Origin of the sequence: Clostridium pasteurianum DSM 525 = ATCC 6013 (genome assembly GCF_000807255.1) — a bacterium.
GTDB classification, from domain to species: domain Bacteria; phylum Bacillota; class Clostridia; order Clostridiales; family Clostridiaceae; genus Clostridium_I; species Clostridium_I pasteurianum.
The window spans coordinates 933,798-952,743 of record NZ_CP009268.1; the positions used below are offsets into that span (position 1 = coordinate 933,798).

Below are 18,946 nucleotides of genomic sequence, written 5' to 3' on the forward strand. Positions count from 1 at the left end.
TTGCTTCAATAAGATTAATGGAGGGATAAAATGATAGAAGTTACTAACTTATCAAAAAGTTTCAAAAAAACAAAGGCACTGGACAATCTGAACTTTCAAATAAAGGAGGGAGAAATTGTAGGATTATTAGGGGAAAATGGAGCTGGTAAAACAACTACACTGAGAATAATATCTACCATGATCAAATGTACCAACGGTACTGTAAAGGTAAATGGTTTTGACATTAATAAGGAACCTGGTAAAGTTAGAAATGAAATCGGAATACTTTTTGGAGGGGAAGTGGGACTTTATGACAGACTTACAGCACGAGAAAATATAAGGTATTTTGCAGAGCTGAATGGAATGGAGAAAAGTGAAGCAGATAAAAGTATTGAAATGCTTAGTGATAAATTTCAGATGAAAGAATATATGGATAGAAGGGTTGGGAAATTTTCACGTGGTATGAAGCAAAAAGTAGCTATTGCACGTTCCATAGTACATAAACCCAATGTTATTCTTTTGGATGAGCCAACAGCAGGTCTAGATATATCTGCATCTAAGCTGATTCATAATTTTATTGAAGATTGTAAAGGTGAAAATAAGGCTATTGTATTTTCCAGTCACTCAATGGATGAAGTAGAAAAATTATGTGACAGAATAATAATAATACATAAAGGAAAAATTTTAGAGCAGGGAACTATAGATGAAATAAAATCTAAGTATAATAATGATGATATGGAACAAATATTTATGAGTCTGGTAGGTGATAGAAATGAATAATACCACAATAACTGTTTTTAAAAAGGAAATTATAGATCTGTTTAGAGATAAAAAAACAATACTTTTAAGCGTTCTCATACCATTGATAATTTTTCCAATTATCTTTGGAGTTCTAGGTAAAGGATTATCAAGTTCTAAAAACACAGTTGAAAACAATCTTAAAATTGCTTTAATTGACAAGGGAAACAGTTCCTTGGGAAATTTTATTAAATCTCAAAAAAATGTGAAAGTGGAGCAATCTGATAATCTTAATTCTGATATTAAGAATGGAAAGATATATATAGCTGTAGAGATACCGGAAAATTTTAATGAAAGTATAGGAGATGAAAGGACAAGCTCTGTAAATATTACATATGATAATTCCAGTACTAATTCAGAAACAGCTAATACAATAATAAATTCAATTATTGATGCTTATTCTAAGGAAGTAGTAACAGCAAGATTACAAAAAAGACATATTGATACCAGTGTATTAAACCCCATAAAAATAAATAAAACTACAGTTGTAAATGAAGATGAAGGTACATCTAAGCTAATATTATCAATGCTTTTGCCACTAATTTTAGTACTATATAGTGTTACCGGTCCGCTGTCAGCTGCAATTGATCTTGGAGTCGGTGAAAAAGAAAGAGGTACATTAGAGCCATTACTTACAACAAGAGCGGGAAGAATGTCTTTATTATGGGGTAAATTTCTTGCCATAACTGTAGTGGGGCTAATGGCAACTATTGCTTCAATAGCAGGTATTCTAATTGCAATAAAGCAAAGCAGTGCTGCGTTTGGAAGCAGTAGTGGAATATCTGGTATGGAACTTGACGGGTCTTCATTTGTTATAATCGGTATATTAATAGTATTTTTAACCATGGCCTTTGGTGCATTAGAGCTGGCTATAAGTATATATGCAAGATCTTTTAAAGAAGCTTCTACTTACACTTCTCCTTTAATTGTAATAGCTTTGGTACCTACCTATGCAACTTATATGTTAGATGCGAAGAATATATCTTTAGTCTATTTTAATATACCTCTTGCAAATGTAGTGTGTGTACTAAAAGAACTTATCGCCGGCATATATAATTACAATCATATATTTATTACATTGGGATGGATACTGGTATATGTTGTAATTTGTATTTTATTCGCAAGATTTATGTTCAGCAAGGAGGAAGTTATATTTAGAAGTTAGTAGTTTATAGTTTTAAATATATTAAATAATAGAAATGGAGGTGTTTATAATTTGAAGTTAGATGGTTTTGGAATTTTTGTAAAGGATATGGCCATTATGATTAGATTTTATAGAGATGTATTAGGATTTGAGATTAAAGAAGATGAAAACACATCAAATGTATATTTAGAAAAGGATACAACCTTATTTTTATTATACAGAAGAACAGATTTTGAAAAGATGACAAATAGGTCATTTGGATATACAGATACAATAAATGGACATTATGAAATAGCATTAAGTGTTGAAAATTATGATGCAGTTGACTTGAAATTCAAAGAAGTTATTTCAAAAGGAGCAATACCTATTTTAGAGCCAACAACTGAGCCATGGGGACAGCGTACTTGCTATATAGCTGATCCAGAGGGGAATTTAATTGAGATTGGATCATTTACTAAATAATTAGTGGTATCAAGCAGGTGAATGACAAGAGTACATATATGAATGGACTTTAGAATAGGTTAGCATATTGTAAATATAGATAAAAGAATTGAAAGAGGTGTAGAATATGGCTAATGAAATATGTCCTAAGTGTGGAGCACTTAAGGAACTTGATGTAATTGTAAATGAAAATGAGCAAACTGATTTTAATGGAAATATAGTGAAAATCAAGACTAATAATTTTTACTGTTCTTCTTGTCATACATTTGTAAAAAGTGAAGATATAAAACAAAATAATAAGATATTTATATTTATTTATGATGGAATGGCTGACTTTGAAATTACTCTTATTACTCATATTTTAGGGACAGACTTAGGTAAAGAAATAGTAACTATTGCATATGAAAATCATATTATAAAAAGCTTATCTGGACTAGAATATAAGCCAAAAATGTTAGTTAAGGATGTTCTGGCAGAAATCGCAGATGGATTAATAATTCCTGGTGGATGGAATGGGGAACTTAAATCAGAATTGGTTGAATTAATTGAAAATATTAACTCACAAGGTAAACTATTAGGTGCTATTTGCGGTGGACCATACTTTTTAGCTAAAGCTAATATTTTACAAAGTAGAAAGTATACAACTTCTATGATTGAATGGACAGAAAATTATAAACAGCAATATGAAGAATTTGATCCTTTCCCAAGAGAAAATTTTGTTAATGAAAGAGTTGTAGTGAACGAAAATTTAATAACGGCTCAAGGAGTTGCCTTTATTGATTTTGCATGTGAAATATGTGATTGGTTTAAATTATTTAAAAATAAAGATGAAAAAGAACAATTTTTAAAGACATTAAAAGGTTGATTGGTAATATATCATTCTAGTGATGTTAACTATTGGTTAATTATTTTAGATGATTTTTTAATGAAAATATAAATTATCAAAAATTAAGAGATTTTATACTGAATAGGAAACAAATATTATATAGTTTATCAGCTTATAATATTTGGGAGGTAATAAATGAAAATAATTAAAGAAATATTAAGTTATACATTATGTATAATGGCAGCTGTAATTCTTGCAATTCTAGTTAATAAATTAATACTATTTAAAATTAAAGTTCCCACTGCATCAATGTACCCTACAATTAAAATTAATGATCAAATTTTTGTAACTAGAATATATAATAAAGACAACTTAAAAACAGGAGATATAGTAGTTTTTAAATCAAAAGAATTAAAAGAAGAGCTTGTTAAAAGATTAATAGGCATCCCTAATGATACTGTAGAAATTACGGATAAGGGTATTGTATATGTTAATGGAAAACAATTGGACGAACCTTATGTAATTAATAATGGAGGAAAATCAGGAATTTATAAAGTACCTGAAGGACACTATTTTTTCTTAGGTGATAATAGAATGAATTCAAGAGACTCTAGATATTGGAATAATCCATATATTGATAGTTCAGATATAGAAGGAAAGGCCCAAATTATAGTGTATCCTTTTAATAGATTTGGATTTTTAAAATAATATTTCTATAATTATAATTTTAGGTTTTTATTATATTGATGCTGTTACAGTAAAATAAGATTAAATTATTCTATTTAATAATATTATCTTTAAAAAAAGATCTTAATTCTATATATACAGAGATTTAATGCATGACTTTCTTGTAATTATAGAGTAATCTTTCATAGCACAAGTTAGTTCAATACCAACGAACGTGTCACTAGGGGCAAATAGGATATATATAAAGCATACAATTATTCAAGCTATATAGTGCCTATGCCCCTTGCTAGTTTGTTTTTTATGGAAAAGTTGAGTATTATAACTTATAATTCTTTCAATAATATATCATTAATAGATAGCCTAGGTCTTGGTAACGGGTTATAACTTGGATAACCAATTGGTAATAGTGCAATAACTTCATAATCTTCATTAAGATTTATTAATTTTCTAACCTTTTCACGATCGACAAAACCAACCCAACAACTTCCAAGCCCTAAATCAACTGCTTTTAGTGTCATATGATCAATTGCAATTGCAGCATGCTGCCATGTATAGTATTTATTTATTTCTGGATTAGCCATTATTTCCAATTTACCATCTTTTGCAAAGTTATTTATTTGTTGCTCTGTTTCTTGATAGAAATCTTTGAATGCTCCCATATTTTTTAATTCTAAGAATTTTTCCTCTTGTTCCAGCCATGCTTTTTTATATGCACAGCATACGATTACAACTGGTGCATTTTTTACAAAAGGTACAGTGTATTCATTTAGCTTTTCTTTTACTTCGGAACTTTTAATTATTACATATCTGGTAGACTGTATGTTTGATACAGATGGAGCAAGCCTACCTGCTTCAATAATTTCCTGAATGTATTTATCAGGTATAGGTTGTGTTTTAAATTTTCTAATACTTCTTCTTGATTTTATAACTTCATTAAAATCCACAAAAATCACCTCTTCTAAAAATTGGTTATCATTTACATTAGCTCTGAGTAATAAGCTTTTGGAATTATACTATATTTTTGTTAGTAATATACTTATAGTTAGTATTGTACAAAAAATTATTTACTATTGTCAAGTGAATATTATAAAATGTAACTGAGGTGATTTTTAACTAGCAACAACTTAAATATATAATAAATATAAATCTTATTTCAATACATTTATGTAAAATGATAATATATGGATTTTAGTAGAAATTTTGCACCTATTTCTACTAAGTTCTGAATCAATATAATTTGGTATTATCTGCCACGTATAGAAGCGAGTGTTTAATAAAAGGCGATGGTAATATTTTTAATAAAAAGCAATTTACATCTTTACTTAAGGAGAAAATAAAAGCGAGAGCTATTATTTATTATTCTTATTGAATTAATACATATTATTATCTTAGTAGTAATCTATTTGACTTTACCTTTCCTTTTTAATTTTAAGATCTAAAATATTTATATAAATCAAATTACTTAAAATATGTGACGGTATGGTATAATCCTTACATAGTTAGTTATAAACTATACCATGATTAAACTAGAGGAGAATCATATGAATGTACTAGAAAAAAATAAAAGAAAATTTAAAATACCCCAAGATATAATTTTAATTATTATAATAATACTTTTGTTCGGGATTGTTTGGCAATGGGTAATGGTCGAAAAAGAAAGAAATATATTATTAGCTAAAGGAGAAATATTTAATATTAACAAGCACAATATGAGTATATATTCTACAGGAATTGGTAGAGACACTGTTATTTTGATACCAGGATCTGGTACACCAAGTTCATTTACTGATTTTTACACAATACAAATGGAATTGCAGTCGTATGCAAAAACAGTAAGTTTCGATAGAGCTGGATTTGGATGGAGTGAAAAAACTGATATACCTAGAACTATTAATATATTATCAGAAGAGTTACATGAATTACTTGAAAAATCAGGACAAACACCACCTTATATATTAGTCGGTCATTCGTTGGCTTCTTTAGAAGTAATTCATTTTGCACAAAAATATCCTACTGAAGTTAAAGGAATTGTTCTGTTAGATGGAGGAAGTCCAGAATTTTATGCAAATGATTCTGAATCAAAATCATATATATTAAATCGTGTTAGTGCTGTTTTAAGAGTAACAGGAATTGCAAGGGCATTTCAAAATTTAGGTGTTAAACTTCCTTTTGTTGGTGAGAATTTACGATATAATAGGCTGCCGAGTGATATAAAGAAAATAGATATAGCTATGTATTATAAATATTTAGGGAATACAAATAATTTGCAGTATATTAAAAATATAAATGAAAATGCTAAAGAAGTTATAAAGAATGGGCATATTAAAAATATTCCTTTAACTATAGTATCTTCCGATAGTAATGATAGTTGGACAAAAACTCAAAAGGAGTTGTTAAGCTGGTCAAATCATAGTTTTCAAGAAACACTTCATAATTCTGGCCACTATATTCATTGGAGTAATACTGATTATATAGTTAGAAAAATAAAAGAAATTATACATATTACAGATACACAGGCTGCTGTAATTATAGAGCAAGTGATCAGTAGTGTTTTTCTAACTGTTTCCACTTCTATTCCTAAACTTTTTGCTGTATCATCTCCTGTAAGGATAATGTTTAAATCTCTTGAAAACATTGATATTATGATAGTTTCTATAATTATAACAGGCAGCAGAAAAATAACTTGATTCATATTTGCAGAAGAAACTTCCTTTCTTAAGGACTTTGCTCGTTCCAATAATACTTCTCGTGCAGATTTCTGGTTATACCTTGCATTGGTATGTGTGGCATCAACTATAAGGGTTTTGCTCACTAAAACTCCCTTATCAATTGCAATTTCCACTGTTTTCTTTATTAATAAGTCAAGTAAACTCATGTCTTTCAAGCGTAGCTTTCTGAATTTGGTTAATGTACTAGGATGAATCAAATCAACTTCTGCTGGTGACAGATTCAAAAAATATTTAAACGACATGTCATAAAGTGTTCGTGCGACTACATCCTCATCAGATAGTTTTTTATATATGGTACTTAAATAGCATAACAGGATCCTTGGCTCCTCGACCCATATCAATACTGTAACTATTAAGTAGTTCATCGTAGATGAACGAAAAATCAACCAAATCATTGAGTTGTCTTAGAAAGTGATCTTTTGGAATAATCATGTCATATAAGCCTTGATATTTACTCATCACAAATTTCTGTTGTCCCTTTAGCATATGCTTCCTCCTTTCCAATCAATATATGGATACCTTCTTAATTATATTAATTCGACACAACAACTCAAAATCCTTTTTGCCTAGATAAATTAATCCTAAAGAAATATCTTTTATTGATAGAAAAAGTAAAACCGCCATCACTTTCGTGATAACGGTTCAATATTATTAGTTTTTCAGTGGCCTCCAGCATGAATGCGGTGTTTTGCAAAATATTTGATTTAATCATTGGAAAGTTATGATTCTAATTCTTTCAGTATTGCTTGTTGTAGTGGGGCTGCACCTGTAGAAAGATTCCATTCACTAAGAGAATATTTTTTATGATCAATTAATAATGTTGTGGAATCAATACTCTGGCATACATGGCCTTTTTCTTCCAATTGTTTTATAACAGCATTTCTAAAGTCATTGTTATTATAGCAACGGTTTTCGATATTCAGTACTATTTTCTTTGACATAGAATTACCACCTTTACTAAATTTATAAATTAATTATACACTTCCTCAAGTAATATTTATTGAATAAAATCATCATGTACAACAAATTTATAATTATTTTTTTACTGGTATCTGTATTTCACTTAAGTAATCCTCTGTATTTCTTTCATTCCATGGTCCTTTTATACCAACTTGACGTGGATTTCCAGATATATTATATCCATTTTCCTCAATCCAATTAGCTAGAAAAGTATATGCACCTGCTATATTAGAATAATTTCCTGGAACTAATATACTAGCTGCATTTCCTACAGCTTCAGTTTCTTTAAATACAAATCCATTCTCGTCATTCATTAGCTTATCAATGACCATTACTACCTCAACGTCAACTTCACCTTCTTTATAACCATCATCATGATAAGTGGCATAGGCAATACCTGTACAAGAAATATTTTTTGACATTAGGTATTCGTTTAATCTTGCCCAAAGTGTGCCTTCTGCATCGTAAGCTGGTATAGTATCTCTTAAAGATATAACCTTATAGCTAGGTAGTGATTTTAGTGTAACATTATACTTCATATTAACTCTCTCCTTATTTATATTCTTGATTATAGAGTTGATTTTTCTAAGTCGTATTTCCTCGGCTTTAATATTATTTGTAATTTCTTCTCTCTTCACCTTTAAAAATTGTTCTAAATTCTCATTTGATTTTTCTTTCATAAATATTGCTATATCTGATATATTAAACCCCATGTCTCTCAATGACACTATTAGGCTAATATCTGAAATCTGTTTTGCCGAATAGTATCTATAACCTGTGAAGTCATCAATTTGAGCAGGCTTAAATAGTCCAACTTCATCATAATACCTCAGCATACGTACAGATACTTTAGTAAATTTAGAAAAATCCCCAATCTTAAACATAAAATCAACTCCTATAAATTGTTGCCATTCGAATGACATCCTTAGAATAATACTTAACATCATGTGAGAGTCAATATAAATTTTAATATTTAATTTACCTTTAATATATGAAATTATACCATATCATTCCATATAATCTATCATTCCAAATAAATCACATTATAGATTTATTTTATCAAAGCACTGTAGTATTCAATTATAAAAGTATAAATTCTTTTATCTACCTAGTTTAACCTGACTAACTTGGCGTAAGTCTTCCCACTTCCTCAAGTGTGAGTTCGATGCCAAGTAAGCTATGAATTTGCAGTTCTTAATTCAAGATGGGGGGTAAAAGAATCCTCACCTGAATTAAGAACTTGCTTCAATTTATAGTCATATTACATTATAAAAAATTAATATTTTAAATTTAACTAAGGGTTAATTAGTGGAGCTATAACAATGCTTTTAGATAAATACAGTTTTTAATCCTGTAAGACGTTGCTGAAATAGTAGTTGTTATTTTTTGTTTTATATAGAAAGAATTACATAAGACTAATGATTTTTAGAATTAAATCTTTTTAAATAAAAAGTAAAGTGTTGACTCTAACATTATGTCATAGTGTAATATAAAGTTAGAGGCTGATAATGCTAACAAAACTCATGCCGGCAGAATATTAGGTGGTATTAAAGCTCTAAAATCGAAGTGGCAGGTGAAGTTATGATGAAAACAGTAAAACAAGTTTCAGATTTAACTGGAATAAGTGTGCGTATGCTGCATTATTACCATAAAATTGGATTATTAAAACCAACTAAGTTAACGGAAGCAGGCTACAGGCTTTATGATGATGAAGCTCTTGAAACCTTACAGCAGATTTTATTTTTTAAGGAACTTGATTTACCACTAAAGGAAATTAAAGAAATCATAACCAGTCCTTGTTTCGATAAAATGAAAGCACTGGAAGACCATAAGAAGCTGATCATTTTAAAAAGAGATAGATTAAATGCTTTGATAGAGCTTATAAATAAAACTTTAAAAGGGGTCAATAGTATGAGTTTTAAAGAATTTGATATGACTGAATATTATAACGTACTAGAAGAATTTAAAAAAGAAAATAAGGATAGAGTAATTAAGAATTGGGGAAGTGTAGATAACTATAATGAATTCATTGAAAAATGTAAATCTAAGGAAGCTGAAATCGCTAAAGATGCTATAAAGCATTATGGAAGTATAAAAAAATTTACTGAAGCTTTGAAGAAAAATTTAAATAATAGCCTAGCAATAACTAAGGCAGAACAAATGGACAAGTTTAAAAAAGATTGTCTTTATGATAAGCATCCCAAATTAAAAGAGTTATATAAGAAACTTACAGCTGATTTAACTAAAGACCCTTCGTCACAGGAAATTCAACAAATTGCTGGTGAAATAACTAATATAGCTAAAAAAGATTATGAAGCTTTTAAAACTAATATGGGAGACTATTATTGGTATGCTATGGTGGAATTTTACTTAGTATTTCCTAAAGGACTAGACAAATTAGATAAGAAATATGGTGGAAGTGGTGTATCGTGGATAGAAGAAATTGATAAAAAATATGGGAATGGTGCGTCTAAATTTATTGGAAAAGCTTTAAAAATTTATTTGGGGGATTATGAGCCTAAAATAGAAACTCTATATAAAAAGCTTAGATCTAACTTAAGTAAAGATCCTACTTCAAAAGAGATTCAGCAAATTGTTTCTGAAATAGATAATGAGAACCGAAAAATACATGAAGCTTTAAAAGTAGATGAAGGAGAAAATCATTTGGGGTATATGGCAGAGTTTTATTTATCGAAGCCTGAATTCATTAAAGCAACAGATAAAAGATATGGAGATGGTACATCTAAGTTTATTGGGGAAGCCCTAAAATTTTATGCTGAAAATAATAAGTAATGAATTTAAACTCCTGCTAGATAATTTTCGTATTAGTTTTACACAGCAGGTTTAGCACTTCCTCAGGGGGAGCAGCTTCAGTAATTATTGTGCCAATCAAGTATATTAACTCCACAGCTGCCTATAAAGCATTTAGTTGGTTTGTAGTTACATATGATTTCAATAGTCATTGATCCTGTAAATCCATCCAGGTCTTTATTTAGTACTCCTCCTGTGCATATGACATTGATATTGTTTCCTGGTTTGACCAGTACTGAAACAATGTCCACCATGTTAGTTAATACCGTAAGTTTTTTCTTACTCTTTGCAAGTTCTTCTGCCAGCAGTATGTTTGTGGAAGATATGTCTAAAAAAATAGTTTCATTTTCATTAATTATGTCTACTACTTTTTTTGCTATAATTTGTTTTGAGGGAATGTTAATGGATCTTCGTAGTTCAATAGCTTCATTTGGTGCAGACTTTGTTAATGGAACAGCACCGCCATAGGTTCTTTGAAGGAACCCATTTTTTTCTAATAGTTTCAGGTTTTTTCTTATACAATCTTCTGTAACATTAGATTTATTACTTAAATCTTTTGCTATCAATTTACCTTCTTTATGTAAGATTTCCATTATTTTATCATATCTTTCTTGTGCAAACAATTTTATCCACTCTACTAAAAGTTAATTTAGACATATGAAAATAAATAGAAAGTCAAAGATGCGACGTATATTTTAATTATGCAAGGAAACAGGTGACCAGGATAGTGGCTATCTGAGGGTTCTGTTGACGAAGTAGGATTCAAAATAGACTAGCATACTGACTAGTTATTTATTTGAATGTGCCTTATATAAGTTATTTTATATCATAAATATAAAATAATAAAAAGTAATAATATACAATAAATAAATTATAGGCTGTAAATTGAAGGTTAAAGCCTGATCGTAGAAACCAATAATATTATAAATATTACAGAAGTGTACATTAAACTTGCAAGAAATTAAGAAAGCTTTCGATTTATATCCAATGAGTGGAGTTACTACAAATCCAACTATAATTTCAAAGGAGAAGAGAAATTTTATAGATATATTGAAAGAAATAAGAAATGAAATAGATGAGGATAAAATGCTTCACGTTCAGGTTATAAGTCAAAAGGCAGAAGAAATAGTTAAGGAAGCTGAATATCTGAAAGAACTCATCGGTGGCAATATTTATATAAAAATTTCTGTGATTCCTGAAGGAATAAAAGCAATAAAAATTTTAAAGAAAAAGGGAATAAATATAACCGCTACAGATATATTTACAGCAGAACAGGCTCTTATGGCAGCCATTGCAGGTGCACAGTTTGTTGCACCATATGTGAACAGAATAGATAATATATCAGGAAATGGCGTGGATGTGGTAGTGCAAATAATTCAATTATTTAAAGCTCATAATATTTCTGCAAAGGTGCTGGCAGTATCTTTTAAAAATGTACAGCAGGTACATCAGGTTGCACTTGCTGGAGGACAATCAGTAACAGTAAATGCTGAAGTAATGGATAAACTGTTAAGCCATCCATTAACGGACTCAAGCGTAGAACAATTTATATCAGATTGGGAAAGTGTATATGGAAAAGGTAAATATACTTATGATGTAAGTCACATTGAAATAAATAACTAATTTATTTTCATATTCCTAAAATAATATTAATGATAAAAAACATTAAAATCTCACTGCTATGTAAAGGTTATGGTTAGTGAGATTTTTTATATATGCACTTTGTATGTAATAATGGATAGAATATTATGGTGTAATAGATACATGGTTTTAGTCTTAGTTTTAATGTATAGTTTATACTTGTGACTGGGAATTGTTATTGAAGAATTTTTATTAAAAATAATAATGCTCAGAAATATATTATAGAAATTGATAAATAATTACAAAAGAATACAGATTAGAAAATAAAAAATGAAAATGATCTTGACAAAACATACCGAACGGTTTATTATTAAATCATAGTTAATAATAATTATTAATTTTTATGGAGGGAATATTTTGGCTAAAGGAACAAAGGGTGAAAATGCAAAAAAATATTTAATAGAAATAGCTGCTAAATTATTTTTACAAAATGGATACTCAAATACAGGTATAAATGATATATTAACTGAAGCTGGAGTATCAAAAGGGTCTTTTTATTTTCACTTTTCTAGTAAGAAAGATCTTGCAGTTGAAGTATCTAAACATTATTATAAAATTATAGTACAGAATTGGCTTAAGCCGTTATCAAATAATAATTGGGATATATTTATAAATAAATTAGTATCAGATTTAAAAAATTTTACATCACTAGGTAAATTCTTTGGATGTCCAATAGTTATATTAGGGCTAGAAATAGCATTTATAGAAGCGGATTTATCTAAAATGTATGCATATTCAACAAATGAACTTATTGGGATTTTTAAAAATTCATTAAAAATTTCAAAGGTACCAGAAGACGAATTGGATAGTATAGCTCGAAAAGCTTTTGCTTTATATGAAGGTCATATAGTTTATTATAGAATAACTAAAGATGAAAGTGCATTTGATTTTATGTTAAAAGATTTATTGGAAATTGAATTGCATAACAATATATAAGAATATTATTATGCAATTCAATGTTAAATTTTTAACTAACATATGAAATTAAAAAACCAACCAGTCTATTTTAAAATGCGAAATATAAATTAAAATAGGTATCTATAAACATTTATTAATCAAATAGAATTAAAAATTAGGAGGAGATTAAAATGAAAGAACCTGTAATAGTTAGTGCAGTCAGAACAGCCATAGGAGCCTTTGGAAAAAGCCTTAAGGATATACCGGCAGTGGATTTAGGAGCTGTAGTAATAAAAGAAGCAGTTAAAAGGGCAGGAATAAAACCAGAGGAAATCAATGAAGTTATTTTAGGGAATGTTCTCCAGGCAGGGTTAGGTCAGAATCCAGCAAGACAAGCAGCAATAAAAGCAGGATTGCCTACAGAAATTCCAGCTTTTACTCTTAATAAAGTATGTGGGTCAGGCTTAAGAACTGTTAGCTTAGCAGCTCAAATAATCAAAGCTGGGGATGCAGATATAATTGTAGCAGGTGGTATGGAGAATATGTCAAGAGCGCCTTATTTAGTTGATAATGCTGGATTTGGTTATAAAATGGGTAATGGACAGTTTATTGACGAAATGATCAAGGATGGTTTATGGGACGCCTTTAATGACTATCATATGGGAATAACTGCTGAAAACATAGCAGAAAAGTGGGAAATAACAAGAGAAGAGCAAGATGAATTTTCAGTTAAATCCCAGAATAAAGCTGAAAAGGCTATAAAGAGTGGAGAGTTTAAAGATGAAATAGTACCTATAACAGTAAAAACAAGAAAAGGTGAATTTGTATTTGATACAGATGAACAACCAAGATTTGGAAGCAATGTGGAGTCATTATCAAAATTAAGGCCATCTTTTAAAAAAGATGGAACGGTTACTGCGGGAAATGCATCTGGACTAAATGATGGAGCAGCTGCATTAGTTATAATGAGTGCAGAGAAAGCAAAAGAATTAAGCATAAAGCCGCTAGCTAAGATTGTTTCTTATGCATCATCTGGATTAGACCCAAAGATAATGGGTTACGGTGCTTTTTATGCTACAAAAGCTGCTTTAGATAAAATAGACTTAAAAGCTGAAGAATTAGACCTAATTGAAGCCAATGAAGCTTTTGCAGCTCAAAGTATAGCGGTAACAAGAGATTTAAAAATTGATTTGAATAAAGTAAATGTAAATGGAGGAGCAACAGCATTAGGACATCCTATAGGAGGTTCTGGAGCAAGAATTTTAGCTACATTATTGCATGCTATGCAGAAAAGAGATGTAAAGAGAGGACTAGCTACATTGTGCATAGGTGGAGGACAGGGAACTGCATTAATAGTTGAAAGAGACTAAAATAGTTACTAAGTATAGAATCTATAGAAAATTAACCCTTATTTTTTAAGTGTAATTTTATATAATTTATGAAAAATTATTTATAAAGAACTATTTATAAAGAATTAATTTAAAAAAATTACGAAATAAGACCAGCGATAATTTGCTGGTTTTATTTCGTAAAGTGATTATAGGGAACTAAGTAGATAGACAAAATTGTAATTTGAAAATTGAATAATGCAGTGAAAAAATTATTTAAAGATTTTCCTTCATTTATGATTTGCCTAGAATCAATTAGCTATACATGATATAATTATCGATATTAAAGTTGAAGTGGTAAAAAAGTGTGAACTGAAGATTATTTATAGATTGAGCTTCAGGGAATAAGTAGTAATGAAATAAAAGATGGAGGTATTATGAATAAACGAGAGAGAATTAAAACAGTCTTTTTATATGGTGTTTCCATTTGTTACATACTTTTGTTAATTAAAATATTGTTGTTATCAAGAATTTCGCATTCCCAGTTTAGGTCAATTAATCTCATTCCTTTTCACAGTATAATGGAATATATATCTGGCAGCTCTAGGAATATAAAAACATTTGCTTTTGGTAATGTGGTTGGCAATATAGTTATTTTTATTCCCTTTGGTATATATTTGCCATTATTCAAAAATGATAAAAGGGTAATAGCCAATCTGTTGTTTATACTTATAGTGAGTTTATCTGTTGAAATCATTCAGGGGATTTTAGGCATTGGAGCATCAGACATCGATGATATAATTCTAAATTGTTTGGGTGGATTGATTGGTATTTTAGGGTATAAGTTTTTATTGCTTATATTACAAGATGAGAAAAAAGTATATACTGCAATCACAATACTATCTGCTATAGGATTACCTTGTATATTATATTATTTATTCATGGTGAGAATGAGATTCTGAATATCTTTATTGCATAAGCTTCTTTTTAGACGTAGTAAATATAAAAATAAAATATTTTATTCAAACACCGTATTATTCAAGATGAATTTTAGGGTGTTTTGTACTTTAAGAATGTTATTTATTAATTAATACATCCTATGTTAAGGTTCAACCATTGAAAATAAAGGATTCTACAAAAAATTTACCAGCTGATTTAAATAATTTTAGCGATTAATGAAGAATGTATCTTAAACAGCTATTTTGTTTACTTAAAATAGTTCCTTCAGCTTAAGAGCTTGGTAAAATTAGATGGGTATTAATTAATATTCAGAACATTTTTATAGCTTGAATAATGCTTATTTATAAAATAAATACTTACTTTATTTTGTATTTAATAATGGATTATATAGAATATTATGGTATAATTTAAGTCAAAATTGTAGATTACAACATATCAGTTCTTACTATAATACTGTGATTTATCATTATAGCTATTTTAATAATAAAACTTGATATACTTCAAATTATGCAAGAACAATATATAAAAATTAATAAATGAGAGGTAATATAAATATTATGATAGTTTCTAAAAGTAAGAAAGAAAATTATTGTACAGAGATTTCAAATGGAAATAAATATATCTTTTCAGATGTAACAGAAGATAAAGGTGGAAAAGGACAATATTTAAGACCACATGATTTGATTTGTGCTGGATTTGCTTCATGCCTGAATATTACAACAAGAATGATATTAGAACGAAAGAATATTGAGTATGAAGAAGTAATTGTTAAAGTAGATTTAGATAAAAGTGATGAAAATAAGACTAAGTTTATTTACCATGTTGATATTATTGGTGATATTTCAGATGAAGCTAAGCAGATTGTATTCAATATGCTTAAAAATTGTCCAGTAAGAAAAACTTTATCTAAGGAAATAGAGTTTGAAAGAATATAAAAGAAACATTGATATAACAATCTTCTTATTTTATAAGGCACATTCAAATAAATAAAGGAGATGATAATGATTGGAGATAAAAAAGATATTAACTCGTTTATATGTAAATGATATAAATACAGCCATAGATTTTTATAGAAAGCTATTAAATCAAGATTGTGATTTAAGCTTTAAATATACTGAAATGAATCTGGAATTAGCACAAATAGGTAATATTTTAATTTTAGGTGGTACTAATGAAGCTTTAGAACCATTTGAGGATACAAAGGCAACTTTCCTAGTAGATTCTGTTATAGAATTTAGAGAATTTTTATTGAAGAATGGAGCTGTAATTGTTAGAGAATTAAAGAAAGTTCCAACAGGAATGAATTTGACTGTAAAACATTTAGATGGTACTGTAATCGAATATGTTGAGTATAAAAGTATTAATTTGTAATTTCTAGGCTCAGAGAGACATGCATTTGCAGTTCTAAAATTCAGATGGGGTAAAGGAATCTCCACCTGAATTAAGAACTTGCTTCAATTTAACAAAGTAGATAGGAGTAAATAATTAATGGTTAATGTAGGAATACTAATTTTTAATAAAATTGAAGAACTGGATTTCATAGGACCTTTTGAAGTTTTATCGTATGTGAATAAAATAAATGCTGAAAGTACTAATGTTTGGCTTATAAGTGATGGAGAACAAATAATTCAAGGATATAATGGTTTACGATTTTTTGCAAATTATACTATTGATAAATGTCCGCATCTAGATGTATTAGTAGTACCAGGTGGTCAGGGAAGAAAAAATGCTATGCAAAATATAAAAATTCTTAATTTTATAAGGGATAGGTATAAAGATTTAAAATATTTATCTTCAGTATGTACAGGTTCATTGATAATTGCTTCTACAGGACTTTTGAAAGGTAAACAAGCTACTACTTACCATACTGCCTTTGATGAACTTTCTGAGATGGGAGTAATGGCTAAAGAATCAAAAGTAGTTCAAGATGGAAAAATAATCACAGGAGCAGGAGTTTCTTCTGGAATAGATGTGGGATTATATTTATTAAGTAAACTGTTTGATGAATCAATAGCGCAACAAGTATCAGATAAAATTGAATATAAATGGAGTAAGTATTAACGTTATTTTAATAATGTATGGTTTATTGATGTGTAACTGGTAATTATTCCGGAAAAATTTTTATTAAAAGTAATAATGTGCAGGAGTATATATTATGGAGATTAGGAAATATGAAAAGATAGATTTTGCTGAGGTAGCAGAGTTATTTTATAGCACTGTACATTCAGTAAACCTGAAAGACTATAGTCAGAAACAAGTAGATGCATGGGCAACAGGAAAGTTAGATTCAGATAAATGGAATAAATCACTCTTGGAAAATTATAGTATAGTGGCAATTGAAGGAAAAAAGATTATTGGATTTGGAGATATTAATAAAACAAATTATTTAGATCGACTCTATGTTCACAAAGATTTTCAAGGCAGAGGTGTTGCAACGGCAATTTGTGATGAATTGGAGAAGCAAGCAAATGGTGATACAATCGCAGTTCATGCTTCAATTACAGCAAAGCCTTTTTTTGAAAAAAGAGGTTATAAAGTTTTGAAGGAGCAAAATGTGGAGCTTGCAGGAGTTTTTCTTATAAATTATGTGATGGAGAAGTAATGAAATTGTAAACTTGTCTTACTTAATAAAATTAGAATAATATTTAAAAACAAAATATTGTTCACTAAATAAATATGGAGGGATAGTTATATGAATGAGACGCTTAAAATTATAAAGGTAGGGGAGGCAAATTGGTGAAAAGGTAAATTTTATCTTATGGAAAGGAAATTATAGACAAGTATTTAATTATTTATGAATTTATATTACTGGGTTAAAAGTATATGTACATATAGTTAATATATGAAAGGATATAAGATAAATGAAAATTTTGGTGACAGGTGCAACAGGACAGTTAGGTTATGATATTATAAAAGAACTTAAAAAAAGAAATATAGACGCAGTTGGTATTGGATCAAGAGATTGTGATATAACCGTTAAAAATGACCTCTTTCAGACAATTGAAAATGTGAGACCTAATGCAATTATTCATTGTGCTGGCTATACTGCAGTTGATAAAGCAGAAATTGAAATAGATAAATGTAATTTGATTAATGTAGAAGGAACTAAGAATATTGCGTTGGTTTGTAAGAAATATGATATAAAGCTACTGTATGTAAGTACAGATTATGTTTTTAGTGGTGAGGGTACAAAGCCATGGAAACCAGATGATGAAAGAAAGCCAATTGGCCAGTATGGAAAAAGTAAATATCAAGGAGAGCTAGCAGTTGAAAATTTACTTAGTAAATATTTTATAGTTAGAATTTCATGGGTATTTGGAATCAATGGGAAAAATTTTGTTAAATCCATGCTGAATCTTTCTGAAACTAACAATGAAATAAAGGTAGTTTCTAATCAAATTGGTTCTCCAACATATACTGTGGATGTTGCTAAAATCATGGTTGATATGATTCAGACAGATAAATATGGAAAATATAATATTTCAAATGAAGGTTTTTGCTCGTGGGATGAATTTGCAAAAGAAATTTTTGTGTGCACAAATAAAAAAATCAAAATTATTCCAATATCTAGTGAAGAATATGAGGCAAAAGCAGAAAGACCTTCAAATAGCAGAATGGATAAGACTAAATTATTGGAGAATGGATTCAATAATTTACCTTGTTGGGAAGATGCTTTAAAAAGATTTTTAAAAGAATATGGCTTTAGGTAAATTTTTATAAAATTTCATTAATCTACTATGATAAA

Annotated in this window: 20 protein-coding genes and 2 pseudogenes; 16 read left to right on the forward strand and 6 right to left on the reverse strand. The window is 28.8% G+C overall.

What is annotated here, in order from left to right; genetic code table 11:
* The first annotated feature begins 30 nt into the window (after nt 1–30).
* The 5 genes from CLPA_RS04115 to lepB all read left to right on the forward strand — a co-directional run bounded on the left by CLPA_RS04115 (nt 31) and on the right by lepB (nt 3,896).
* Nucleotides 31–759: an ABC transporter ATP-binding protein gene (locus CLPA_RS04115; RefSeq protein ID WP_003447008.1), complete on the forward strand. Its 729-nt coding sequence runs from the start codon at nt 31–33 to the stop codon at nt 757–759.
* Nucleotides 752–1,942 (forward strand): ABC transporter permease, encoded by a 1,191-nt coding sequence (locus tag CLPA_RS04120; RefSeq protein WP_003447010.1) that lies wholly within the window; start codon nt 752–754, stop codon nt 1,940–1,942. The genes CLPA_RS04115 and CLPA_RS04120 overlap by 8 nt, the downstream gene beginning before the upstream one ends.
* Nucleotides 1,943–1,993: 51 nt before the next feature.
* Nucleotides 1,994–2,383 carry a VOC family protein gene (locus tag CLPA_RS04125; protein ID WP_003447011.1) on the forward strand — a complete coding sequence of 130 codons (390 nt, stop codon included), beginning with the start codon at nt 1,994–1,996 and terminating at the stop codon, nt 2,381–2,383.
* A gap of 106 nt (nt 2,384–2,489) precedes the next feature.
* The gene (locus CLPA_RS04130; RefSeq protein WP_003447012.1) at nt 2,490–3,227 is read left to right on the forward strand and encodes a DJ-1/PfpI family protein; all 738 of its coding nucleotides are present in this window, start codon (nt 2,490–2,492) and stop codon (nt 3,225–3,227) included.
* 156 nt (nt 3,228–3,383) lie between these two features.
* Nucleotides 3,384–3,896 carry a signal peptidase I gene (lepB, locus tag CLPA_RS04135; RefSeq protein ID WP_003447013.1) on the forward strand — a complete coding sequence of 171 codons (513 nt, stop codon included), beginning with the start codon at nt 3,384–3,386 and terminating at the stop codon, nt 3,894–3,896.
* 302 nt (nt 3,897–4,198) lie between these two features.
* On the opposite strand, the gene CLPA_RS04140 is transcribed toward lepB, so the two are convergent.
* The gene (locus tag CLPA_RS04140) at nt 4,199–4,819 is read right to left on the reverse strand and encodes a nitroreductase family protein (protein WP_003447015.1); all 621 of its coding nucleotides are present in this window, start codon (nt 4,817–4,819) and stop codon (nt 4,199–4,201) included.
* 765 nt (nt 4,820–5,584) lie between these two features.
* Here CLPA_RS04140 and CLPA_RS21585 point away from each other — a divergent pair.
* Nucleotides 5,585–6,325 (forward strand): annotated as a pseudogene (locus CLPA_RS21585) (alpha/beta hydrolase); the annotation flags it as partial.
* Nucleotides 6,326–6,342: 17 nt separating this feature from the next.
* Here the strand turns inward: CLPA_RS21585 and CLPA_RS22195 are convergent.
* From CLPA_RS22195 to CLPA_RS04160, 4 genes and pseudogenes are all read right to left on the reverse strand, one after another.
* Nucleotides 6,343–6,750 (reverse strand): iron chelate uptake ABC transporter family permease subunit, encoded by a 408-nt coding sequence (locus CLPA_RS22195; RefSeq protein ID WP_003447020.1) that lies wholly within the window; start codon nt 6,748–6,750, stop codon nt 6,343–6,345.
* A gap of 27 nt (nt 6,751–6,777) precedes the next feature.
* Nucleotides 6,778–7,090, reverse strand: a pseudogene (locus tag CLPA_RS22200) (transposase); the annotation flags it as partial.
* A 233-nt stretch (nt 7,091–7,323) separates the two neighbouring features.
* Nucleotides 7,324–7,545 carry a hypothetical protein gene (locus tag CLPA_RS04155; RefSeq protein WP_003447024.1) on the reverse strand — a complete coding sequence of 74 codons (222 nt, stop codon included), beginning with the start codon at nt 7,543–7,545 and terminating at the stop codon, nt 7,324–7,326.
* 93 nt (nt 7,546–7,638) lie between these two features.
* On the reverse strand, nt 7,639–8,448 hold the full coding sequence (locus CLPA_RS04160; RefSeq protein WP_003447026.1) for a MerR family transcriptional regulator: 810 nt from the start codon (nt 8,446–8,448) through the stop codon (nt 7,639–7,641).
* Nucleotides 8,449–9,148: 700 nt separating this feature from the next.
* Between CLPA_RS04160 and CLPA_RS04165 the strand changes: the two genes are divergently transcribed.
* Nucleotides 9,149–10,357 carry a MerR family transcriptional regulator gene (locus CLPA_RS04165; protein WP_003447028.1) on the forward strand — a complete coding sequence of 403 codons (1,209 nt, stop codon included), beginning with the start codon at nt 9,149–9,151 and terminating at the stop codon, nt 10,355–10,357.
* A gap of 77 nt (nt 10,358–10,434) precedes the next feature.
* Here the strand turns inward: CLPA_RS04165 and CLPA_RS04170 are convergent, their stop codons facing one another.
* Entirely contained in the window at nt 10,435–10,998 is a 564-nt protein-coding gene (locus CLPA_RS04170; protein WP_003447029.1) for a DeoR/GlpR family DNA-binding transcription regulator, read from the reverse strand.
* 328 nt (nt 10,999–11,326) lie between these two features.
* On the opposite strand from CLPA_RS04170, the gene CLPA_RS04175 reads away from it, so the two are divergent.
* The 9 genes from CLPA_RS04175 (at nt 11,327) to rfbD (ending at nt 18,911) form a co-directional block, all read left to right on the forward strand.
* Entirely contained in the window at nt 11,327–11,998 is a 672-nt protein-coding gene (locus tag CLPA_RS04175) for a transaldolase family protein (protein ID WP_003447031.1), read from the forward strand.
* 375 nt (nt 11,999–12,373) lie between these two features.
* Nucleotides 12,374–12,952 (forward strand): TetR/AcrR family transcriptional regulator, encoded by a 579-nt coding sequence (locus tag CLPA_RS04180; protein ID WP_003447033.1) that lies wholly within the window; start codon nt 12,374–12,376, stop codon nt 12,950–12,952.
* 152 nt (nt 12,953–13,104) lie between these two features.
* Entirely contained in the window at nt 13,105–14,283 is a 1,179-nt protein-coding gene (locus CLPA_RS04185) for an acetyl-CoA C-acetyltransferase (protein ID WP_003447036.1), read from the forward strand.
* 395 nt (nt 14,284–14,678) lie between these two features.
* Complete coding sequence (locus tag CLPA_RS04190) at nt 14,679–15,203, forward strand: VanZ family protein (RefSeq protein WP_003447037.1); 525 nt, start codon at nt 14,679–14,681, stop codon at nt 15,201–15,203.
* 555 nt (nt 15,204–15,758) lie between these two features.
* Complete coding sequence (locus CLPA_RS04195) at nt 15,759–16,136, forward strand: OsmC family protein (RefSeq protein WP_003447039.1); 378 nt, start codon at nt 15,759–15,761, stop codon at nt 16,134–16,136.
* A 70-nt stretch (nt 16,137–16,206) separates the two neighbouring features.
* Nucleotides 16,207–16,572 carry a VOC family protein gene (locus CLPA_RS04200; RefSeq protein ID WP_003447041.1) on the forward strand — a complete coding sequence of 122 codons (366 nt, stop codon included), beginning with the start codon at nt 16,207–16,209 and terminating at the stop codon, nt 16,570–16,572.
* A gap of 117 nt (nt 16,573–16,689) precedes the next feature.
* Nucleotides 16,690–17,262 carry a DJ-1/PfpI family protein gene (locus CLPA_RS04205; RefSeq protein ID WP_003447043.1) on the forward strand — a complete coding sequence of 191 codons (573 nt, stop codon included), beginning with the start codon at nt 16,690–16,692 and terminating at the stop codon, nt 17,260–17,262.
* Nucleotides 17,263–17,356: 94 nt separating this feature from the next.
* Complete coding sequence (locus CLPA_RS04210) at nt 17,357–17,803, forward strand: GNAT family N-acetyltransferase (protein ID WP_003447045.1); 447 nt, start codon at nt 17,357–17,359, stop codon at nt 17,801–17,803.
* A 259-nt stretch (nt 17,804–18,062) separates the two neighbouring features.
* On the forward strand, nt 18,063–18,911 hold the full coding sequence (gene rfbD, locus CLPA_RS04215; RefSeq protein ID WP_003447047.1) for a dTDP-4-dehydrorhamnose reductase: 849 nt from the start codon (nt 18,063–18,065) through the stop codon (nt 18,909–18,911).
* Nucleotides 18,912–18,946: the final 35 nt, after the last annotated feature.

Excerpts from the sequence above, each read along its gene's own strand:
- CLPA_RS04190 (WP_003447037.1), top strand. The coding sequence starts at position 14,679 with ATGAATAAACGAGAGAGAATTAAAACAGTCTTTTTATATGGTGTTTCC.
- CLPA_RS04115 (WP_003447008.1), top strand. The coding sequence starts at position 31 with ATGATAGAAGTTACTAACTTATCAAAAAGTTTCAAAAAAACAAAGGCA.
- CLPA_RS04205 (WP_003447043.1), top strand. The coding sequence starts at position 16,690 with ATGGTTAATGTAGGAATACTAATTTTTAATAAAATTGAAGAACTGGAT.
- CLPA_RS04130 (WP_003447012.1), top strand. The coding sequence starts at position 2,490 with ATGGCTAATGAAATATGTCCTAAGTGTGGAGCACTTAAGGAACTTGAT.
- CLPA_RS04165 (WP_003447028.1), top strand. The coding sequence starts at position 9,149 with ATGAAAACAGTAAAACAAGTTTCAGATTTAACTGGAATAAGTGTGCGT.
- CLPA_RS04210 (WP_003447045.1), top strand. The coding sequence starts at position 17,357 with ATGGAGATTAGGAAATATGAAAAGATAGATTTTGCTGAGGTAGCAGAG.
- CLPA_RS04185 (WP_003447036.1), top strand. The coding sequence starts at position 13,105 with ATGAAAGAACCTGTAATAGTTAGTGCAGTCAGAACAGCCATAGGAGCC.
- lepB (WP_003447013.1), top strand. The coding sequence starts at position 3,384 with ATGAAAATAATTAAAGAAATATTAAGTTATACATTATGTATAATGGCA.
- rfbD (WP_003447047.1), top strand. The coding sequence starts at position 18,063 with ATGAAAATTTTGGTGACAGGTGCAACAGGACAGTTAGGTTATGATATT.
- CLPA_RS22195 (WP_003447020.1), bottom strand. The coding sequence starts at position 6,750 with ATGAGTTTACTTGACTTATTAATAAAGAAAACAGTGGAAATTGCAATT.
- CLPA_RS04120 (WP_003447010.1), top strand. The coding sequence starts at position 752 with ATGAATAATACCACAATAACTGTTTTTAAAAAGGAAATTATAGATCTG.
- CLPA_RS04160 (WP_003447026.1), bottom strand. The coding sequence starts at position 8,448 with ATGTTTAAGATTGGGGATTTTTCTAAATTTACTAAAGTATCTGTACGT.
- CLPA_RS04155 (WP_003447024.1), bottom strand. The coding sequence starts at position 7,545 with ATGTCAAAGAAAATAGTACTGAATATCGAAAACCGTTGCTATAATAAC.
- CLPA_RS04195 (WP_003447039.1), top strand. The coding sequence starts at position 15,759 with ATGATAGTTTCTAAAAGTAAGAAAGAAAATTATTGTACAGAGATTTCA.